Annotated in this window: 23 protein-coding genes; 17 read left to right on the forward strand and 6 right to left on the reverse strand. The window is 32.6% G+C overall.

What is annotated here, in order from left to right; all coding sequences use genetic code 11:
• The first annotated feature begins 41 nt into the window (after nt 1-41).
• From Q4487_RS07715 to mgtE, 3 genes are read left to right on the forward strand one after another with little or no spacing between them, the layout of a single operon-like run.
• Entirely contained in the window at nt 42-374 is a 333-nt protein-coding gene (locus Q4487_RS07715) for a DUF4286 family protein (RefSeq protein WP_100893992.1), read from the forward strand.
• 47 nt (nt 375-421) lie between these two features.
• A complete protein-coding gene (gene rsmA, locus Q4487_RS07720) occupies nt 422-1,282 on the forward strand; it encodes a 16S rRNA (adenine(1518)-N(6)/adenine(1519)-N(6))-dimethyltransferase RsmA (RefSeq protein WP_303540378.1) in 861 nt (286 codons plus the stop codon).
• The gene (mgtE, locus tag Q4487_RS07725) at nt 1,269-2,615 is read left to right on the forward strand and encodes a magnesium transporter (protein ID WP_303540376.1); all 1,347 of its coding nucleotides are present in this window, start codon (nt 1,269-1,271) and stop codon (nt 2,613-2,615) included. The genes rsmA and mgtE overlap by 14 nt, the downstream gene beginning before the upstream one ends.
• Here mgtE and Q4487_RS07730 read toward each other — a convergent pair.
• Entirely contained in the window at nt 2,610-3,062 is a 453-nt protein-coding gene (locus Q4487_RS07730; RefSeq protein WP_303540374.1) for an Lrp/AsnC family transcriptional regulator, read from the reverse strand. The genes mgtE and Q4487_RS07730 overlap by 6 nt on opposite strands.
• A 161-nt stretch (nt 3,063-3,223) precedes the next feature.
• On the opposite strand from Q4487_RS07730, the gene Q4487_RS07735 reads away from it, so the two are divergent.
• From Q4487_RS07735 to Q4487_RS07770, 8 genes are all read left to right on the forward strand, one after another.
• Complete coding sequence (locus tag Q4487_RS07735; RefSeq protein ID WP_303540372.1) at nt 3,224-4,375, forward strand: histidine decarboxylase; 1,152 nt, start codon at nt 3,224-3,226, stop codon at nt 4,373-4,375.
• 103 nt (nt 4,376-4,478) lie between these two features.
• Complete coding sequence (locus tag Q4487_RS07740; protein ID WP_303540370.1) at nt 4,479-5,474, forward strand: MBL fold metallo-hydrolase; 996 nt, start codon at nt 4,479-4,481, stop codon at nt 5,472-5,474.
• Nucleotides 5,475-5,514: 40 nt separating this feature from the next.
• Nucleotides 5,515-7,185 carry a gamma-glutamyltransferase gene (gene ggt / locus Q4487_RS07745; RefSeq protein WP_303540368.1) on the forward strand — a complete coding sequence of 557 codons (1,671 nt, stop codon included), beginning with the start codon at nt 5,515-5,517 and terminating at the stop codon, nt 7,183-7,185.
• 17 nt (nt 7,186-7,202) lie between these two features.
• The gene (locus Q4487_RS07750) at nt 7,203-7,568 is read left to right on the forward strand and encodes a cupin domain-containing protein (protein ID WP_303540366.1); all 366 of its coding nucleotides are present in this window, start codon (nt 7,203-7,205) and stop codon (nt 7,566-7,568) included.
• A gap of 2 nt (nt 7,569-7,570) precedes the next feature.
• A complete protein-coding gene (locus tag Q4487_RS07755; RefSeq protein ID WP_303540364.1) occupies nt 7,571-8,509 on the forward strand; it encodes a 2-hydroxyacid dehydrogenase in 939 nt (312 codons plus the stop codon).
• A 31-nt stretch (nt 8,510-8,540) separates the two neighbouring features.
• A complete protein-coding gene (locus Q4487_RS07760; RefSeq protein WP_303540362.1) occupies nt 8,541-8,996 on the forward strand; it encodes a DUF1801 domain-containing protein in 456 nt (151 codons plus the stop codon).
• Nucleotides 8,997-9,003: 7 nt separating this feature from the next.
• Complete coding sequence (locus tag Q4487_RS07765) at nt 9,004-9,387, forward strand: VOC family protein (RefSeq protein ID WP_303540360.1); 384 nt, start codon at nt 9,004-9,006, stop codon at nt 9,385-9,387.
• 59 nt (nt 9,388-9,446) lie between these two features.
• A complete protein-coding gene (locus Q4487_RS07770; RefSeq protein WP_303540358.1) occupies nt 9,447-9,761 on the forward strand; it encodes a TM2 domain-containing protein in 315 nt (104 codons plus the stop codon).
• 55 nt (nt 9,762-9,816) lie between these two features.
• Here Q4487_RS07770 and Q4487_RS07775 read toward each other — a convergent pair whose 3' ends face one another.
• The 4 genes from Q4487_RS07775 to Q4487_RS07790 all read right to left on the reverse strand — a co-directional run bounded on the left by Q4487_RS07775 (nt 9,817) and on the right by Q4487_RS07790 (nt 14,488).
• Entirely contained in the window at nt 9,817-10,821 is a 1,005-nt protein-coding gene (locus tag Q4487_RS07775; protein WP_303540356.1) for a carboxypeptidase-like regulatory domain-containing protein, read from the reverse strand.
• A gap of 11 nt (nt 10,822-10,832) precedes the next feature.
• Nucleotides 10,833-12,641, reverse strand: coding sequence for a lysophospholipid acyltransferase family protein (locus Q4487_RS07780; protein ID WP_303540354.1), 1,809 nt, complete (start codon nt 12,639-12,641; stop codon nt 10,833-10,835).
• A 79-nt stretch (nt 12,642-12,720) separates the two neighbouring features.
• Nucleotides 12,721-13,971 (reverse strand): aspartate kinase, encoded by a 1,251-nt coding sequence (locus Q4487_RS07785; protein WP_100894006.1) that lies wholly within the window; start codon nt 13,969-13,971, stop codon nt 12,721-12,723.
• 37 nt (nt 13,972-14,008) lie between these two features.
• Entirely contained in the window at nt 14,009-14,488 is a 480-nt protein-coding gene (locus Q4487_RS07790) for a GNAT family N-acetyltransferase (protein ID WP_303540352.1), read from the reverse strand.
• Nucleotides 14,489-14,601: 113 nt separating this feature from the next.
• Between Q4487_RS07790 and fbp the strand changes: the two genes are divergently transcribed.
• On the forward strand, nt 14,602-15,612 hold the full coding sequence (gene fbp / locus Q4487_RS07795) for a class 1 fructose-bisphosphatase (RefSeq protein WP_100894008.1): 1,011 nt from the start codon (nt 14,602-14,604) through the stop codon (nt 15,610-15,612).
• Nucleotides 15,613-15,683: 71 nt separating this feature from the next.
• Here the strand turns inward: fbp and Q4487_RS07800 are convergent, their stop codons facing one another.
• Nucleotides 15,684-16,106 carry a TerB family tellurite resistance protein gene (locus Q4487_RS07800; RefSeq protein WP_100894009.1) on the reverse strand — a complete coding sequence of 141 codons (423 nt, stop codon included), beginning with the start codon at nt 16,104-16,106 and terminating at the stop codon, nt 15,684-15,686.
• A gap of 236 nt (nt 16,107-16,342) precedes the next feature.
• On the opposite strand from Q4487_RS07800, the gene Q4487_RS07805 reads away from it, so the two are divergent.
• The 5 genes from Q4487_RS07805 to Q4487_RS07825 all read left to right on the forward strand — a co-directional run bounded on the left by Q4487_RS07805 (nt 16,343) and on the right by Q4487_RS07825 (nt 20,134).
• A complete protein-coding gene (locus Q4487_RS07805; protein ID WP_303540349.1) occupies nt 16,343-17,068 on the forward strand; it encodes a GLPGLI family protein in 726 nt (241 codons plus the stop codon).
• A gap of 48 nt (nt 17,069-17,116) precedes the next feature.
• Nucleotides 17,117-17,875: a GLPGLI family protein gene (locus Q4487_RS07810; RefSeq protein WP_303540347.1), complete on the forward strand. Its 759-nt coding sequence runs from the start codon at nt 17,117-17,119 to the stop codon at nt 17,873-17,875.
• 94 nt (nt 17,876-17,969) lie between these two features.
• Nucleotides 17,970-18,683 (forward strand): GLPGLI family protein, encoded by a 714-nt coding sequence (locus Q4487_RS07815; protein ID WP_303540345.1) that lies wholly within the window; start codon nt 17,970-17,972, stop codon nt 18,681-18,683.
• Complete coding sequence (locus Q4487_RS07820) at nt 18,667-19,377, forward strand: GLPGLI family protein (RefSeq protein ID WP_303540343.1); 711 nt, start codon at nt 18,667-18,669, stop codon at nt 19,375-19,377. Before Q4487_RS07815 ends, Q4487_RS07820 begins: the two co-directional genes overlap by 17 nt.
• The gene (locus tag Q4487_RS07825) at nt 19,367-20,134 is read left to right on the forward strand and encodes a GLPGLI family protein (RefSeq protein ID WP_303540341.1); all 768 of its coding nucleotides are present in this window, start codon (nt 19,367-19,369) and stop codon (nt 20,132-20,134) included. The genes Q4487_RS07820 and Q4487_RS07825 overlap by 11 nt, the downstream gene beginning before the upstream one ends.
• Nucleotides 20,135-20,214: the final 80 nt, after the last annotated feature.

Consider the following 20,214-nt stretch of genomic DNA (forward strand, 5'->3'; position numbering starts at 1 on the left):
GCAGATTGTAAAAAAATAAACATCACACTAAAAAATATATTATGTACATATACAATGTAACCATTAACATAGAAGAAGCAGCACACGACAAATGGTTGTCTTGGATGAAAGAAACACACATACCAGATATGCTAGCTACAGGTAAATTTACAGGAGCTAAAATGTGCAAAGTAATTATAGAAGAAGAAATGGGTGGCGTAACATACTCTGTACAGTACAGCACGCCAAACAAAGAAACTCTAGAGGTGTATTACAAAGAAGATGCAGATAAGTTGCGCGAAGAGGCTAACAAGCATTTTGCGGGTCAGTTTGTAGCTTTTAGAACAGAATTAGAAGTTATTGGAGAAGCTGTTTTAACTCCTGCTAAAAAGTAAACCACTACGCCGTAAAACCTGGTATTAAATTATTAGCTACACAATTTATGTCTAAAAAGAAAAAAGAGTTTTTTAAAAAAAATAAGGCCGAACGCAGAAATGATAGCCCCGTAAAGGCTAAAAAACACCTTGGTCAGCATTTTTTGACAGATGAAGCTATTGCACAACAAATTGCTGAAACATTAACCCATAAAGGGTACACTAATGTTATAGAAATTGGGCCAGGTACAGGCGTGCTTACCAAGTACATTTTAAAACACAATTTAAATTTAATAGCTATGGATTTAGATACTGAATCTATAGCATATTTAAATCAGAATTTTTTATTAGAGCACCCAGAATTACTTACACGTAAAGGAACGTTTAAAGTTGTTGAGGCCGATTTTTTAAAACAAGATTTAACCACCATTTTTGGTGATGAGCAATTTGCTATAAGTGGTAATTTCCCGTACAACATATCTACACAAATTGTGTTTAAAACACTAGAACACAAAGAGCAGATACCAGAGTTTACAGGAATGTTTCAAAAAGAAGTTGCAGAGCGCATTTGCTCTAAAGAAGGCAGCAAAGCATATGGTATTTTATCTGTACTAGCACAAGCATATTACCACGCAGAATATTTATTTACAGTACCGCCAACAGTTTTTAATCCGCCACCAAAGGTAGATTCTGGCGTACTTAGACTAACACGTAAAGAAAACTTAGACATTGGCGTAGATGAAAAATTACTATACCGTGTTGTAAAAGCAGTTTTTAATCAACGTAGAAAAACTATTAGAAATAGCTTAAAAACCTTTGAACTTTCTGATAATTTAAAAGAAGACCCTATCTTTGGCAAACGTCCAGAACAATTAGCAGTTGCGGATTTTGTAGCACTTACAAAAAAGATAGCCAATGACACCGTTTAAATTAACAGACGAGTTTTTACAGCACATAGAAGCATTAATTTCCAATCAAAAAGATACTGACATTCAGCTTCTTTTAGAGGAAGTACACTATGCAGATATTGCAGAAATTGTTAATGAGCTAAACACCGATGACGCTACCTATATTATTAAATTATTAGATAGTGATAAAACCTCTGATATTTTAACTGAATTAGATGAGGACGTTAGAGAATCTATTTTAGGAAACTTATCTACAAAAGAAATTGCAGATGAGCTTAATGAGTTAGACACAGATGATGCGGCAGATATAGTTGCAGAGTTACCACAGAACATTGTAAAAGAGGTAATTTCTGAGCTTGAAGATAGAGAACACGCAAAAGATATTGTAGACCTTTTACGTTATGACGAGTACTCTGCTGGTGGTTTAATGGCAAAAGAACTTGTGAAAGTTAACGTAAACTGGAATGTACTTACCTGCGTAAAAGAAATGCGCGCACAGGCAGAAAACGTTACCAGAGTACACTCTATTTACGTGGTAGATGACGAGGAAAAACTTAAAGGCAGACTGTCTTTAAAAGATTTACTTACCACATCTACAAAAACACATATTAAAGATGTGTATATCCCAAAAGTAGATTCTGTTTCTGTAAACGAAAAACCAGAAGAAATTGCAAAAATAATGTCTAGGTATGACCTTGAAGCCATACCTGTTGTAGACGAAATTGGCAGATTAGTTGGTAGAATTACAATTGATGATATTGTAGATGTTATTAAAGACGAAGCCGATAAAGATTATCAAATGGCTGCTGGTATATCACAAGATGTAGAGGCAGATGATAGCATTTTAGATTTAACAAAAGCACGTTTGCCTTGGCTAATATTAGGTCTTTTTGGTGGCGTAGGTTCTGCCACTATAATGGGTACTTTTGAAGGCGTTATAAAAGGGCATATTTCTCTTTTATTGTTTACACCATTAATTGCCGCTATGGCTGGTAATGTTGGTGTACAATCTAGTGCAATTGTTGTGCAAGGTATTGCCAATGATGATTTAAAAGGTAGTATGGTAAACAGACTAATAAAAGAAATACTTTTATCTGCACTTAACGGCACCATATTAGCCATTATACTTTTTTGTTTTGCTTGGCTTATGGAGGGCGATGTAAAAATGGCATTTGCCATATCTATATCTCTTATAGCTGTAATTATTGTAGCTGGTATTATTGGCACATTTGTACCTATTTTTTTACATAAAAGAGGAATTGATCCTGCCATTGCAACTGGGCCATTTATAACAACAAGTAACGATATTTTTGGTATAATTATTTATTTTTCAATAGCTAAACTATTTTTATAAAGCATAAGCTGTATCGTTTTTTATTTCTTCTAACACAAAAGAACTTTGCACGTTAGATATTCCTTTTATTACAGATAACTTATCCAAAACAAATTGCTGATACTGCGTCATATCACTAACAGCAACTTTTAATAAAAAATCATAATTACCAGACAAGTGTTGGCAACTCATTATTTCTGGTAAATGAGCAACATTATTTTTAAAATTATCTATTAATTCCCTAGAGTGTGTTGCTAAAGTAATATGGCAATACACCTTAATGGTTTTATTAATCATTTCTTCGTTAAGCAAAGCCACATACCCTTTAATGTAATTTTGCTGTTCTAGTTTTTTAATACGCTCAAAAGTAGGCGACACCGTTAACCCTATTTTATCTGCAATTTCTTTAGTGTTTTGCTTTGCATTTTGTTGCAACAGCATTAGTATTTTTTTGTCTAGAGCATCCATATCAGTATATTTTTTTGTTAGGTCGATAATTTTTAAATAAAAACAGAATAATCAAATTGAAAATAAACCATAATCCAGTATAATTTATCAAACTAATATCAAATTAAAGATACTTTGACTGAAAATACTAATTTTACAGTATTAAAACCTACTAAACTACTATGTATCAAAATATATCAGAAAAAGACGCAGAACGCCTTTACAAATTAAAGGAAAACATAGCACAAGCCAGAGACTCATTTTTAGGGTATCCTGTATCTAAAGATTTTGATTATTCTGAGCTCAGCAGCTTTTTACAATACCCAATAAACAACTTAGGAGATCCGTTTGAAGATGGCACATACAAGGTGCAAACACACGAAATGGAAAAGGAAGTTGTTGGTTTTTTTGCTAAACTATTTAGAGCACAACCAACAGATTATTGGGGATATATTACTAATGGCGGCTCTGAAAGCAACTTATACGGATTATACTTAGCACGTGAGCTATACCCAAAGGGAATGGTATATTATTCTGAGTCTACCCACTACAGTGTGCGTAAAAATATTCATTTATTAAATATTCCAAGTATCATTATACGTTCTCAAGAAAACGGAGAAATAGATTATGAAGATTTTGAGAATACAGTTAAAATGAATCGTCATAAACCTGCCATTGTACTTACCACGTTTGGAACCACAATGAAGGAAGCAAAAGATGATGTTTCTAAAATAAAAGGTATTTTAAAAAACTTAGCTATACAAGACCATTACATACATTGTGATGCTGCTTTATCTGGAACCTACGGAGCCTTTATGGAGCCGCGTATACCGTTTGATTTTAGAGATGGTGCAGATAGTATATCTATAAGCGGACATAAGTTTATAGGGTCTCCAATTCCGTCTGGTGTTATTATTACTAAGCGTAGCAATAGAGACCGTATAGCAAAAGGCATCTCTTACATTGGCTCTTTAGACACTACAATTACAGGCTCTAGAAATGGTCACAGTCCATTATTTTTATGGTATGCGCTTAAAAAAATAGGCGTAGAAGGTTTAAGAGCTCGTTACCAAAAAAGTTTAGAAACCGCTGTGTATTGCGAAAATAGGTTAAAGGAAATTGGTGTAAACGCTTGGCGTAATCCAAATTCTATTACCGTTGTTTTTCCTAAAACAGCGTTAGAAGTTAAACAAAAATGGCAATTGGCTACAGAGGGTAATGTTGCCCACGTTATATGTATGCCTAATGTTACAAAAGCACAAATAGACGAGTTTATTTATGATATGTCACAAGCCAGCACTATTGAAGAAGAAGAATTTGAGCTAGATTTTTAGATTAACACTACTAGTTTAGAACCCAAAAGTCAATGGATGTTATTTCCATTGGCTTTTTTTGTTGCCAATTGGTTATCTTTATAGAACAACAAAGCAACTACCAATGATAAAAAACTTATTAAACATATGTGTTTTACTCCTTTTATTTAATGCTTGCAAACCCAAAGACAAACCTGCTACCGCAACAGATAACACAGACCGTAATACAACTAATAGCTCACCTACAAAGATTAACAATACTGCTTTAATTATTTTAGGCACTGTACAAGATGCTGGCTCACCACAAATAGGGTGCAAAAAAGACTGCTGCAAAGACTTATTTACAAATCCAGATGCTAGCAGAAAAGTAGTTTCTTTAGGAGTTATAGACACCAAAAACAAAGCAACTTTTTTATTTGAAGCCACACCAGATATTGCCACACAAGTAAAAGCGCTAAAAAACAGTGCAAACTTTAATGCTAAAGAAACTCCTACAGGTATTTTTTTAACGCACGCACATATTGGTCATTATGCAGGTTTAATGTTCCTTGGTAAAGAAGCTATGAATGCCAATTGCGCGGCGGTTTACGCTATGCCTAAAATGAAAACCTTTTTAGAGAATAACGGACCTTGGAGTCAGCTTGTGGCTAACAAAAACATAGAAATAAAAGCTACTGAAAACAACAAAAAAATACAGCTAACTCCTTCTTTAAAAGTAGTTCCGTTTACAGTGCCACATAGAGATGAGTTTTCTGAAACCGTAGGTTACACTATAATTGGACCAAACAAAAGCGCTTTATTTATTCCGGATATTGACAAGTGGAATAAGTGGGAACAAGATATTATTGCTGAAATTGCAAAAGTAGATTATGCTTTTATAGATGCTACTTTTTATGATGCCGAAGAAATAAACAACAGAGATATTTCAGAAATTCCTCATCCATTTATTGTAGAAAGTATGGAGCTGTTTAAAGAGCTTCCTAAAGCAGAAAAAAGCAAAATAAATTTCATTCATTTTAATCATACAAATCCAGCCTTAAATACAGAAAGCGCTAAGGCAAAACAAATTATACAAAACGGATTTAACATTGCGCAGATTAACGGTATTTACAACTTATAAAACGCCTTACAAATATTATATTTACTCTAAAATTACACCTATGAAAATTAAACTGTTTTACCTTTTAGTTTGTGCACTTTTCACTACAGTTACCAACGCACAGACCTATGCTAAAAATGGTATGGTAGTGTCAGACAACAGTGCGGCATCTAAAGTTGGTGCAGAAATCCTTAAAAAAGGTGGCAATGCAATAGATGCATCTGTTGCAACTGCTTTTGCTTTAGCCGTTACGCATCCACAAGCTGGTAATATTGGCGGTGGTGGCTTTTTAGTTTTTATGAAATCTGACGGTAACGCTACCACAATAGATTTTAGAGAAAAAGCACCTTTAAAAGCAACTACAAATATGTTTTTAGATGAACAGGGCAACTTAATACCTGGCTCTAACCACAATGGTTTGCAATCTGTTGGTGTACCCGGCACGGTTGCAGGGCTATTTATGGCGCATAAAAAATATGGTAAGCTACCTTGGGCATCACTTGTACAGCCAGCTATTGATTTAGCAGAAAACGGTGTGCCTTTGTCTTACACGCTGTATAAACATGCCCTACATTATAAAAAGGAATCTGAATTTATGGCCAATTATTTTACCAATGAAAAAGGAGAAATAACACAAATGGATGAAATTTGGAAACAACCTGTACTTGCCGCAACGCTAAAAGAAATTAGAGATAATGGTAAAGACGGTTTTTACAAAGGTAAGGTAGCCAAAGAAATTGCTCGTTTTATGAAAAAAAATGACGGTTTAATTGCATTAAAAGATTTAGCAAAATATGAAGCCGTAGAAAGAGCTCCTTTAAAAGGAACTTATAAGGGGCACGACATTTTTGTAATGCCACCTCCTAGTTCTGGTGGAGTTGCACTGTTAGAAATGATGAATATTATGGAGTTAGCAGATTTTAATAACGCGCCTTTTAACTCAACACCTTACGTACATTTGGTAGCAGAAGCTATGCGTAGAGCTTTTGCAGATAGAGCAGAACATTTGGGAGATCCTGATTTTAATTTAAATATGCCCTTAGAGAAACTCACCTCTAAAGAATTTGCTAAAAATAGGTTTAAAAATATAGATTGGCAAAAAGCATCTGTAAGCGATTCTACCAAATTTGGACAAATTTACGAGGGCAACAATACCACACATTTATCTATTTTAGATAAAGAAGGCAATGCCGTATCGTTAACCTACACTTTAGAACATTCCTACGGTTCTAGATTAGGTTCTCCTAAACTTGGATTCATTTTTAATAATGAAATGGGAGATTTTAATCCGCAACCAGGTTACACAAACAGCAAAGGCTTAATTGGTTCTGCTGCTAACATTATTAAGCCAGAAAAAAGAATGCTTTCTAGTATGACACCTACAATTGTAGCTAAAGACGGTAAAGCTGTTTTGGTTATTGGTAGCCCAGGCGGAAGAACAATTATAAACACGGTCTTTCAGACAGTTTTAAATGTAATTGAGTTTGATATGCCTATACACAAAGCTATTGAAGCTATGAAAATTCACCACCAATGGTTACCAGACCGCATTTTGTATGAAAAAGATTTACTATCACCAGACACCATAAAGGCATTAGAAGCTATGGGACATATAATGGTAGAACGCGAGCACTTAGGCAGGCTAATGGGTATTACTGTAGATACTGAAAATAAAGTTTACATAGGAGCATCAGATTCTTCTAGTCCAGATGGTGGTGCAATTGGTTATTAATTTTAATACATTTTATTTTGAAAACCATCAACCTAAAAGAAAAACTAGGCAAGTTTAGTAAACAGTGGCATCCGCACCAAATTGCTGTTGTAGACAATATGCAGGTACTTTTAGCCAAATTAAAAGGCGACTTTGTTTGGCACGCACACGAAAATGAAGATGAACTTTTTCAGGTACTAAAAGGTACATTGTATATGCAATTTAGAGACCGTACAGAAATAGTAAAAGAGGGCGAAATAATTGTGGTTCCTAAAGGCGTAGAACACTGCCCTAAAACTAAAAATGATGAAGTTGTAGAGGTTTTGTTGTTTGAGAAACAATCTATTTCTCACACAGGCACTGTTATTGACGAGAAAACACAAACTGAATATCCAAAAATATAATAATGAAAGTATTGCATTTAGATAAAAATCATCCTTTAATAATAGAACAATTTAAAGATTTTGGTTTTATAAATGATATAGATTACACAGCAACTAAAGAGGAAGTTGAAGCTATTATTCACAACTATGAGGGATTAATTATACGCAGTAGATTTCCGTTAGACAAAGCATTTTTAGACAAAGCAGCCAACCTAAAATTTATAGGAAGATTAGGTGCTGGCCTAGAAAATATAGATACAGATTACGCTACGCAGAAAGGTATTTTTTTAGCTTCTGCCCCAGAAGGCAACCGCAATGCTGTTGGCGAACACACATTGGGTATGATTTTATCTTTGTTTAATAAGTTAAATAAAGCAGGCCAAGAAATCCGTAATGGCAAATGGGACAGAGAAGGCAACCGAGGTATTGAGCTAGACGGTAGAACCGTTGGTATAATAGGCTACGGAAATATGGGTAATGCTTTTGCTAAAAAACTACGTGGTTTTGATGTAGATGTATTGTGCTATGATATTAAAGATGGTGTTGGCAACAAAAATGCAACTCAAGTATCATTAAAAGAGTTACAACAAAAAGCAGATGTATTAAGTTTACACGTACCACAGTCTAATTCTACCACAAATATGGTAACAACAGACTTTATTAATGACTTTAAAAAACCATTTTGGTTGTTTAATACTGCTCGTGGTAAATGTGTAGTAACAGCAGATTTGGTGGCGGCATTAAAAAAAGGTAAAATATTAGGCGCAGGACTAGATGTTTTAGAATATGAAAAAGCCTCTTTTGAAAATATGTTTACAGATAATGAACTCCCTGAAGCTTTTGAATACTTAATACAATCTGATAAGGTTTTGCTTAGTCCGCACGTAGCTGGCTGGACCGTAGAAAGCAAAATTAAACTTGCACAAACTATTGTAGATAAGGTAAAAGCAAAGTTTTTGTAACTTTAAAAGTGAACCAAAAGAACACAAGATTATGCAATCTAGAGCCGTAACACCAGACCAATATATAAATGAACTACCAGAAGAGCGTAAGGAAGCTGTTTCTAAAATTAGAGAAATAATTTTAAATAATATTCCTGCTGGATTTACAGAAACTATGAGTTATGGTATGTTAGGCTATGTTGTACCCCATACCTTATATGCAGATGGCTACCATTGTGACCCAAAGTTGCCACTACCTTTTATGAATGTGGCATCGCAAAAAAACTTTATTGCCTTGTACCATTCTGGTATTTATGCAGACCCAGACTTGTTAAATTGGTTTACTACAGAATATCCTAAACATTGCAAACGCAAGTTAGATATAGGCAAAAGTTGTATAAGATTTAAAAAGTTAGATTATATCCCATACGAGTTAATTGGCGAACTGGCTACAAAAATGACGGTACAACAATGGATAGATTTATACGAGAAAAACACTAAAAAATAAAACCGATATGAAAAGAGTTACAGGCTTAGGAGGTTTCTTTTTTAAAACAGAAGACCCAGACAAAATAAAACAATGGTACAAAGACAGACTAGGTCTAGATACAGACCGTTATGGTTGTACCTTTTGGTGGAAAGATAAAGAAGGAAACGATTGTAGTACCCAATGGAGTCCAATGAAAAATGACACCACGTATTTTGAACCTAGCCAATCTTCTTTTATGATGAATTTTAGGGTTGAAAACTTAGTGAAATTATTAGAAGTATTAAAAGCAGAAGGTGTTACTATTGTTGGTGAAATAGAAGAATATAGCTACGGAAAATTTGGATGGATACTAGATCCTGACGGAAATAAACTAGAATTATGGGAGCCAAAAGATGATGCTTTTAAGTAATAATTAAAAAAAATTACTACATTTAACCCACAATTAAATTAAACCAACACACAAAAATTATGTCAGAAGAAAACAAAGATTTTAACACAGAAGCAAAAGAAACAGCTAATGAATTCTCTGAAGGCTTGAACAATATGGCTGGTGGAGAAAATAAGAAAATGCTTGCAGGTATTTTAGCTATTGTAATTGGTTCATTAGGAATTCACAAATTTATATTAGGTTACCAAAAAGAAGGTATTATTCAAATAATAGCAACTATATTGACGTGTGGTTTAGCAGGTATTATCGGGCTTATTGAAGGTATCATATACTTAACAAAATCTGATGAAGAATTCTACAACACATACCAAGTTGGTAGAAAGCCTTGGTTTTAAGGAATTAAAACAAATTACAGAACAGAAGGGCTATCTATTTTTTAGATGGCCTTTGTTAGTTTACAAACTCATAATCTAAGGGTAATGTATTTGCTATTCTAAGCAAGCCCATATCGCCGCCAAACAACACCACATCTACAGGAGAATGGTTGCCATAAGCATCTATTTTAAAAGGGTTTTGAGTTACTACAACAAAAGAATTACTCCACCTATTATACAACACATTTAAGCGCTCTAAAGTCTGCGTTACTTTGGTGTTACCATTGCCTACACTTTCTACTTTGTAATAGTCATAAGGGTTTACTTCTAAACTCTCTTTAAAAATTCTAAAATTTTCTTCTGTTAGTCTCTTTGCAGACAAAGCACGCATAAAATGTAATGTAGACCCATAATAAGTAAGTTCTCTATTTTTAATATACTTACGCCTTGTTTTTTTATCTATTTCCTTAAACAAGGTAGTGCCTGCATAAAACACAGAACCTGTTAACCTAAAACCATTTATATTGGTTTTATACCTAACCTCAAAATCTTGTAAATGATACTCTAAATTATACCCTAAAAATTTATTTTGAACTAGAATAGGCTTGTTGGCATAAGCATAAAGTACATCTTCTTTTTTACTGTAATACAAACGTATGTCATCTTCATTTAAAATTTTACATTTTTGTGCTGGTAAAGTGGGGCCTAAAAACTGATTTCTAAAGATGCGTAATTTCTTTTCTCTACTCCAAGTGTCTGGTTCCAGGACAACCTCATTTAACTCTTCTATAGCTTCTTGTAAGTAAATAGCACCTACAGTTGTTTTACCAACTACATTTACAACCTTATTTTTAAATCCAAAATAACTTACAACTAAAGGTGAAGTACTATTTTTTTCTGTAGAAATACTAAAGTAACCATTTGTATTTGTAACCACACCAATGGTTGTACCATCATAAAAAACAGATGCTCCTTGCAAAGGTTCTTTACTAACCTCATCTAAAACATAACCACTAACAGTATTTTGCGTGAATACTTGTAGAAAAAGAAGTGCAAATAAAAAAAAGAAACTTGTTTTCATTTGCACTAGTATTATTCTGTTTGTCCGTTGTGTAGTTTTTGTTCCAATTCTGCCTGAAATTCTTCCATAACCGGCTTAACAGTACTTTCTGGTATATCTGCAATTTTAATATACATTAAACCATCTACAGAGTTATTAAAAAGCGGATCTACGTTAAATGCCACCACTTTTGCATTTTGTTTAATGTATTTTTTAATTAAAACAGGCAAGCGTAAGTTACCTGGTTCTACCTCATCAATAAGTCTATCAAACTTATTTAAATCGGCTTCAGTTTCATCAAAAATAAATTCTTTATCTGCGTCTTTTAATTTTACCTTAAACTCTTTTTTAGGCCTAATATACTGCGCTACATACGGATCCCAGTAGTTAGATTTCATAAACTCTATCATTAAAGATTTAGAGAAATTAGAAAACTGATTGCTTATACTTACACCACCTATTAAGTACTTATACTCTGGGTGCCTAAGTGTTGTGTGTACAATACCTTTCCAAAGTAAAAATAGAGGCATTGGTTTTTGCTGGTATTCCTTTACTATATATGCCCTACCCATTTCTATGGTTTGCTGCATCATACCATACAGTTCTGGCTCTAACCTAAAAAGATCTTGAACATAAAAACCATCTATACCATATTTTTTAAATATTTCTCCTCCAAGCCCCATACGGTAAGCACCAACTATAGCTTTACCATTATCATCCCAAAGAAAAAGATGGTGGTAATAATTATCAAATTCATCTAGATCTATGGCCTTATTAGTTCCTTCACCAATAGCTCTAAAAGTAACCTCTCTTTGTCTACCTATTTCTTGTAAAATAGAAGGCATATCATCTGCCGTAGCCAAAAAAACTTCATAAGATTTACTTTGTAAAAGTCTACAATCTTTTTTACGTAATTCTTCAATCTCCTTTTCTATAATGTCTCTGCTAATAGGTGTTGCTATTTTTTTAGGAGCTTTGGGTATTTTTAATGTTGTAGGTACTTTATCTATCAACCTTTCTTTTTCAAAGGCATTAGATAACATATATGTTTTTCTACGCAATAAATCTGTAAAATCTGCTAAGCTCTTGTGTTCGTTCTGAGTTTTTACAGTTATAGGCTGACCAATTCTAACTTTAATGACTCTGTTTTTTTGCGTAGTTACTTCAGACGGTAATTTAGCAGTTCTAAAAACATCACTAATTTTAGACAACCTGTAAAACAACCTACTATTTTTAGCGTGAAAGTATATTGGAACCACAGGCACTTCTGCCCTTCTAATAAGCTTTAACGCAGTTTCTTCCCAGGGTTTATCTACAATTAATTTTCCATCTCTATAAGTAGATACTTCACCTGCCGGAAAAATACCCAATGGATGTCCTCCTCTTAAATGTAGCATCGCATTTTTAAATCCGGCTAAACTACTTTTTACATCTTTTCTAGTCTCAAAAGGATTTACAGGTAATATGTAAGGCGACATTGGCTCTATTCTATTTAACAGAAAATTAGCCATTATTTTAAAGTCGGCCCTATGTTGCAAAAGTAATTTTAACAACAAAACACCATCTATACCACCCAGCGGATGGTTAGATATGGTGATGTATGCTCCGTCTTTTGGAAGTCTTCTAAAGTCTTCCTCAGGAATCTCAAATTTAATTTGGTAATGCTCTAAAATAGCATCTAAAAAAGCGGTCTCTGTTAGGTGCTTATGGTCATCATAAAAGGCATTAATACTAGATATTTTAGTCACCTTCATTAACAACCAACCTATAAAAGTACCAACAAAACCAAACTTATCTACTTTAATGGCCTGCGCAACTTCTTTTGCTGTAACTAATCCCATAAATTATATTGTGATAAACAAATATAACTTATTAGTTTTAATGTAAAACAATGTAGGTTATTTTAATACCAACAATATGTTACTTTACTACTAGTTGTACGGTTTCTTTAGCTCTTTGTTCAAGTAAAATTTCTTTTCCGTTTTGTATACTTTCTATAGCCTTTGTGTTAAAATGACGAATAGTGAATAAAGAAACTCCCTCTTGGTGGTTTACCTTAAATTTTCCTTTTAGTTTGTTAAGTAAATCTGGTAACTGATCAAACTTATTATCTACACACACTGAAAAACTAATGGCAGAGTTCTGAATTAAGTCTACCTTCATTTTATGGTCATGCAACAATTTAAACAACTCACTAATACTATCCTCAACAATAAAAGAAAAATCTAATGAAGAAAGTTTCATTAAAACCAAATCTCTTTTAATAATAAAACAAGGTACTTTTGGCTCTATCCCTTCACCTTTACCAACAGTGGTTCCTGCATCTAATGGGTTTAAAAAAGATTTTACACGTAGCGGAATTTCTTTACGCTGTAAAGGCTGTAATGTTTTTGGGTGAATTACAGACGCACCATAAAATGCAAGTTCTATTGCTTCTCTGTATGATATTTTGTTTAACAACTGTGTTTCTTCAAAATACCTTGGATCTGCATTTAAAACACCAGGTACATCTTTCCAAATAGTAACCTCTGTAGCATTTAAGCAATACGCCAAAATAGCAGCAGAATAATCAGACCCTTCTCTACCTAAAGTAGTTGTAAAGTTATTATCATCACTCCCTAAAAAACCTTGCGTTATGTTTAGTTTGCTTTTATCTATACCAGCAGTAATTTTCTCTTGTGTTTTGTCCCAGTCTACAATTGCGTCTCTATAATTATCACTCGTTTTTATAAACTCACGAACATCTAACCAATTGCTTTGTATATTAACTTGGTTTAAATATGCATTTAAAATAGTAGTAGAAAGCAACTCTCCGTAACCAACAACTTGGTCGTACACAAAACTACGTTTTGGCGACTTGTTCCACGCTAAAAAGCCCTGTACCTCATCAAACAAAACTTTAACTTTAGCATAAACTTCATGCTGTTTATTGTCAAACAAATCATTTAAAATATTTGTATGAAAATCAACAATTTCTTGAATTGTTGCTGGTAAAGCAGCCTTATCATTAAAATAAGCATTTACAACATCTTCCATTGCATTTGTTGTTTTGCCCATTGCAGAAACAACTACCAAAGTGTTAGTATGCCCAACTTGTTGTAACACATTTACAACATTTTTTACACCAGTAGCATCTTTTACAGAAGCGCCACCAAATTTAAAAATCTTCATTCTATTATCTTATATTTTGTATTAACTAGCCTATGTATTAAAGGTTAGCTATGTAATTTTCAATTCCTTTTTCATCTAAATGTACAACGTCCCAATCTCTTTTTACGTCTGCACCTTTACTTTGGTAAAATTTAATAGCTGGCTCGTTCCAATCTAAAACTTCCCAACATATACGTTTTACACCTTGACTATGGCCGTATTTTATAACCTCATTTAATAACAAAGTTCCTAAACCAGAACCACGCATTTTTTGAGTAACAATTAAATCTTCTAAATGCAAAACAGGACCTTTCCAGGTAGAATATCTGTTATACACCAAAGCAAGACCTGCTATTTCATTATTTGCCTCTGCAACAAAGCAGTGAAACAATTTATGATCTCCAAAACCATCTAAAATTAAATCATCTACAGTAACTTCTACCGCTTCTGCTTCTTTTTCAAAAAGTGCCAGTTCCTTAATTAAATTAAGTACTTGCGGCATATCTTCTATGGTTGCATCTCTAGTAATAAACTCCATAATTTTTCTTCTAATAAACTGCAAAGTAACACGTTTAAGCGACTTTAAATAACGAAAACGTTGTAGTATCACAAAATTATCGATATTTGTACTTAAATAAAACACAGCTATTGATGGACAAAAAAAACAAGACTTTAGGAGAATTTATCATTGAAAACCAATCCTCATTTCAATATTCTTCTGGGGAACTCTCTAAACTAATTAACGCCATACGTTTAGCCGCAAAAGTGGTAAACCACGAGGTAAACAAAGCAGGATTAATAGATATATTAGGCGCTGCTGGCGATACTAACATACAAGGAGAAGACCAACAAAAGCTAGATGTTTTAGCAAACGAAAAGTTTATACAAACGCTAAAAAACAGAGAAATTGTTTGTGGTATTGCATCGGAAGAAGAAGATGATTTTATTAGCATTAATAGCCAAGATGAGCAACACCAAAACAAATATATTGTACTTATAGACCCATTAGATGGTTCTTCTAACATAGATGTAAACGTATCTGTAGGTACAATTTTTTCTATATACCGTAGAGTAACACCTGTTGGCACACCAGTAACAATAGAAGACTTTTTACAACCAGGCGATAACCAAGTAGCAGCAGGTTATATTGTTTATGGTACATCTACAATGTTAGTATATACAACAGGTGATGGTGTAAATGGTTTTACACTTAACCCAGCAATTGGTACTTTTTACTTGTCTCACCCAAATATGCAATTTCCAGAAACAGGTAAAATATATTCTGTTAACGAGGGTAACTACATACACTTTCCGCAAGGCGTAAAAGATTATATAAAATATTGCCAGCAAGAAGAAGGAGACAGGCCATACACCTCTAGGTATATTGGCTCATTAGTATCAGATTTTCATAGAAATATGATAAAGGGTGGTATTTATATGTATCCAAAAAGTAGTAAAGCCCATGAAGGTAAACTGCGTTTGTTGTATGAGTGTAACCCAATGGCATTTTTAGCAGAACAAGCAAATGGTAAAGCAACTAATGGTAAAGAGCGTATAATGGCTTTAAAGCCAACAGAATTGCACCAACGTGTACCTTTTTTCTGTGGTAGCACAAAAATGGTAGAAAAAGCAGAAGAATTTATTGCTAAAGCAAGTAAATAATAAACTTAAAAGCTATAAAAACAAAAAACGAGGCAAAAGCCTCGTTTTTTTATACTTGTAAGCCTATTTGTTTATCTTCTAACAAACATAGCATAATCTTCAAAATCTAATTTTCCACCAAAAATAGTTATAGATCTAGAAATTACCTGATCTGCCGACTCATTAGAATATCCTAAACCAATAGCATATTTTTTAATAAGCAAACGCTCATCATCATCAATATTATGATCTGCAAATATAATTTTAAACAAATCGTACATACGCTCTAAACGTCTGTCTAAACTTGTTGGCGGATCTATTGGATATTTCCCTGGATTTTTCATTACCTCTTTGTACTCAGTTTCAGTAATATCTAATTTACGTGCAAAACGGTCTAAAACAACTTGCTCTGCATCATTAACCTCACCATCTACACTTGCTAAAGAAGCAATAGATGCAAAGTGTGCAACATTTTTTCTATGTTGGCTATTACCGTATAAATCTTTAAAAGACATAATTTATAATTTAATTTAGACTGCAAATATAATTTTTTGCAATTATAGAACTTCAAAATTTTAAAATTATTTTGGGCGTTCGTTAAAACAGCTGTTTTTAACGCCGTGCTATACGTTACTAATCCTCGCAAAAAAGCTGCGGGTTATTCACTACTATCACTAACGCAGTAAAAAGTAACCGCTTTGTTTTAATGTAAGATTTTACTTATATTTATAATGTAACAACCTCATAAGTAATGAAGCATTTTATATTACTCATCTTTTTTAGTTTAAGTATTATTAGCGCTCAAACGCAAAAAGGAAAAGCCACCTATAAACTAAAACACCCGAAAATAGATGTAGTAAACCCAACAAAAAAACCATCTGCAATAGGCAACAGACTAACAGAGTCTATAAAAACAGCCCAAGAGCTCATAGAATTTAATTTGGTTTTTAATAATAAAGAGTCTGTTTTTTACAGAGAAGAAAAACTATATGCAAACCTAGACAAGTTTACTAAAGGTATTATAGAAGTATTAAGCGAAGGTAGTTATTACAGTAACATAGCTACCAACCAAAAATTAAAATCTACCTCTTTTGATAATCAAAAATTTATTGTAAACATTTACCAACCACAGCCTTGGAAAATTAAAGACACAACCAAAACCATACTTGGTTATACTTGCCATAAAGCCACACTTACCAAAACAAATAAAAAAACAACAAAAGACTATACTGTAGAAGCTTGGTTTAGCAAAGATATACCCTACTATTTTGGCCCAGACGAGTACAATGGTTTACCAGGACTTATTTTAGAACTAAAGCTAAACCCTAAACAAACAATTTACTGTACAAGTGTACAACTGCAGACTAAAAAAAATAAACTACTTACAAAACCTACAGAAGGAACTTATGTAAACTCTAATGAAGAGTTTGAAGACATTGTAAAAACATTAGCCTCTAAAGTAAAGCAAAAACATTAATTAAGGTACACGTAAACCTTCTTTTTTATTTATTACAAAACTTTAAAAATGATATTGATTAAAGAAAGTAAGTTTCATTACCAAAAAAGATTTCTAATTATTACCATCCTCTTTTGTATATCAATTACAAATGCTCAAATACAAAAAGGTATGGCTACTTATAAGAGTAAACATCCAGAAATAGATGTAGTAGACCCAACAAAAAAACCTTCACATACTAGAGATCAGATTAAACAATCTATAAAAACAGCGGATGAACTAATTGATTTTAACTTAGTGTTTAATAACAAAAAATCTCTGTTTTATAAACAAGATAAAATATATACTAATGTAGACCGTATTACCAGAACTATGATTAATGCCACTTATAGTGGTACTTATTATTCAGATATTGAAAACAATGAAAAATTAAGAGTTGTTACTTTTTCTGGAGAAACCTTTATAGCCAATATTAACAAAAATCTGCCTTGGAAAATTACTGATACAACAAAAGTTATACTTGGCTACACATGCTACAAAGCAACATTATTAAAAAAAAATGAGAGGACTAAGAAATACAATACCATAGAAGCTTGGTTTAGTAAAGAAATACCCTATTATTTTGGACCTTTAGAATTCAATGGTTTACCAGGACTTATTTTAGAACTAAAGCTAAATCCTAAACAAACAATATACTGTACAGGTGTAAAACTACAGAGTAAAAAAAATAAACTACTTACAAAACCTACCGATGGTAAACATATAGAATCTCTTGGAGAACTAAATAAAATAGCCATAGAACTAATGCGTAAAAAAAGACAGAAGTAAACACATTAATAAAGAAAAAGAATACAAATTATTTTTAAACTAAAAATATAGTTTTATATTAGCAAGGTCATCATCAATAAACAACAGGCTATATATGAAACATTTACTCTATTTAATTTTACTACTTCCTTTTTTTTCTTTAGCTCAAATACATAGCGGTACTATAACCTATAATGTTGCTTTGAATAAGGAAGAAGATGAAAGTTACAAAGGCAAGGAAGAATTAAAAGTGTTAATGATGTCAGTAAGTAAAGCTGCAGCAAACGTAAACTACAAACTTCAGTTTAACGCAGCATATGCAAAGTTTAATGTGGACAACAAATTAGCTGTAAAAGATAGTTATTTAGAAAATTTAGCCAGTATTATTTCTGGAAACAAAGGAACTTATTACACATCTTTATCTGAAAAAAAACAGATAATAAAAACAGATGCAGGTATAAATATTGATGCTCCAATAGAAAATGAAGATTGGGACCTAACTAAAGAAACTAAAAAAATAGGAGATTTTTTATGCTATAAGGCAACAAAAGTAAAAACAGTACCTAAAGGAGATGTTACTGTAGTAGCATGGTATACACCAGAAATACCATTTGCTTATGGTCCAAACCATTACGTAGGTCGGTTACCAGGCCTAATATTAGAATTAAATGGCTTAATGGCTACTTACAAAGCCAAAGAGATAAAACTAAACCCTAAAAAAGCAATTGTTATAAAGTGGCCAAAAGAGAAAAATAATATGTCTGCAAGCGAGTATAAAAAAGCTGGTGACAAACTCTATCAAGATCGTAAAGATGAGCGTAAAAGATAAACATAGTATTGTTGTAAACGTTATGTTTCTAGTGTTGTGCTTTACTAGTGTAATAGCGCAAAAAACAACGTCTGGCAGTATTACATATACAGTTAATTTAGCTCCAGAATTAATTAAAAACATTTCTAAAACAAATAACCCTAGTACAAGAGCAATATTAAAAAACTCTAAAGAAGTTAGTTACGCTTTAAATTTTAATAGCAAATTATCTACCTATCAAAAAAATGAAAGCTTGTATGATGAAAGCAAACAAAAACTTAACTTAGTTACTACTGGAGCAGGCGGTGCAAGTATATTCTACTACAACACAAAAGATAATACTTTACTTAAACAGTTAAAATTAGGAGGAGATACTTTTTTAATTACTCAAAACACTAAAAAATGGAAGCTTTTAAATTCTTCAAAACAAATAGGAAAGTACAATTGCTACAAAGCAAATCTTTTAGATAAAAACAATGAACTAACCAAAATAACGGCTTGGTATACTTTAGATTTTCCCTTACCATACGGCCCAAAAGATTACAATGGTCTACCAGGCATAATATTGGAGTTGTACGAAGGTAAATTCTTTTTTAAAGCATCTAAAATACAGTTATCAAATAAAGATAAAATTATAGAAAAGCCAGTAGACGGTATTAAACTAACACAAGAAGAATTTAATAACAGATTTAAAGGTTTTTTTGATGAAAAATAGTGTTGTAAAAATTGCCCTTATAATTAGTGCTAGCTTAGGCTTTATTTCCAATAATAGTTACGCGCAGAACGCTAAATTTCTAGAGATTATTTATAAAAAAGAGGTTAGTTTAAAAGTTGATACTGCAAAAAACAACGCTCATAAAGTAAACTTATCTGCGTTTAACACCTCTTTAGCAGATGCTGTAGAGGATATAAGATACAGCTTAAAAATATCAAACAATAATTCTGTTTTTAAAGTGGTAGAGAGTTTGGATAATGATTCCAAAAATAACACATTAAAAAAAGCGGCAATAAGTATTGGGGGAACTAATGGAGATTTTTACATAAACAAACAAGACTCAACAGCCATACTCAACAAAACTTTGCTAGACGCTAATTTTAGAGTGCTACTAAAGCAAAAAAAATGGAAGATACATAAAGAGAATAAACTTATAGGAAAGCACCTATGCTATAAAGCAACAACAATTGACACTGTAAATAATAGTAAAGGAACTCATCAATTTAAAGTAAATGTTTGGTTTACAACTCAACTACCACCCTATTTTGGGCCTAGTGCATATTGTGGGTTACCAGGTTTAATTTTAGAAGTTGAAAATGGTAAAATGAAATTGACTGCCACCGAGGTATCTATTGTAAAACCATTTAAAATTAGAAAACCTAAGTCTGGCAAATTAATTACTGAAGATGAGGATAGCTTAAATCAAATTAAAGCTGAAAAAAATATAAAAGAACATTTTAATGATGTATTCAGATAAAATGGGAAGAATTAGCAAAAGCTAGTAAGCAAAGAAGATAATCACTAAAATGGCTAACATTTACAAATAATATACTTGTT

The sequence above is a fragment of the Cellulophaga sp. 3_MG-2023 genome, from assembly GCF_030546975.1.
Classification (GTDB): domain Bacteria; phylum Bacteroidota; class Bacteroidia; order Flavobacteriales; family Flavobacteriaceae; genus Cellulophaga.